The 538-nt window shown below is 72.3% G+C and carries 2 protein-coding genes; one reads left to right on the forward strand and one right to left on the reverse strand.

Annotated elements, in window-relative coordinates; all coding sequences use genetic code 11:
* Window positions 1–321 (reverse strand): hypothetical protein (locus AAFX79_13830; GenBank protein MEO1009635.1); only part of this gene is annotated, 321 nt, incomplete at its 3' end.
* On the opposite strand from AAFX79_13830, the gene AAFX79_13835 reads away from it, so the two are divergent.
* Window positions 316–474, forward strand: a complete 159-nt coding sequence (locus tag AAFX79_13835) for a hypothetical protein (protein ID MEO1009636.1) — start codon at window positions 316–318, stop codon at window positions 472–474. The genes AAFX79_13830 and AAFX79_13835 overlap by 6 nt on opposite strands.
* Window positions 475–538 lie beyond the last annotated feature (64 nt).

Raw genomic sequence — 538 nt, forward strand, 5'->3', positions numbered from 1 at the left:
ATAGATGTGCAGGCCCGGCGCGAGGTCGAAGCGCACGACGACCTCGCGGTGCACGGCCCCCTTCAGCGTGCCCCCGCCGCCGTGGTACGTCGCCGAGACGCGAATCTGGTCGTCGCCCCCCGCGTCGGAGGGCTCGCCCTCCCCGAGCAGGACGACGTGGAAGGTCCGTGCCCCGGTCGGCTGGGACAGGGCCTCGGCGATCGGCGCGAGGCCCGCCGCGGACAGGCCGACCCGCGCGTCGAGCAGGAAGATCGTGCCGAGGGCGCGATGGCCCGCGAAGCGCCAGAGCGGGTCGAAGGCTTCGGCGGTCGGCAGGTGCACGAGGTCGATCCGAAGCACTTGGACGTGGCGGTCCTGCACCTCACGATCGACAACCCGAAGCCCGGCCACTGGACGGCGGCGTTCCTGGTCAAGGATGAGGTCTCGGGGGTGGCGGTCGCGCGCGAGGTGCCCTTCGAGGTCAAGCCGAACTAGCGCGGCTGCCCTCGACTGCTAGTCTCGCGGGCGTGCGTCGTTGCGCCCCGGGGCTGTGGTTGCT

This window comes from Planctomycetota bacterium, from assembly GCA_039819165.1.
Lineage (GTDB): Bacteria > Planctomycetota > Phycisphaerae > Phycisphaerales > UBA1924 > JAHCJI01.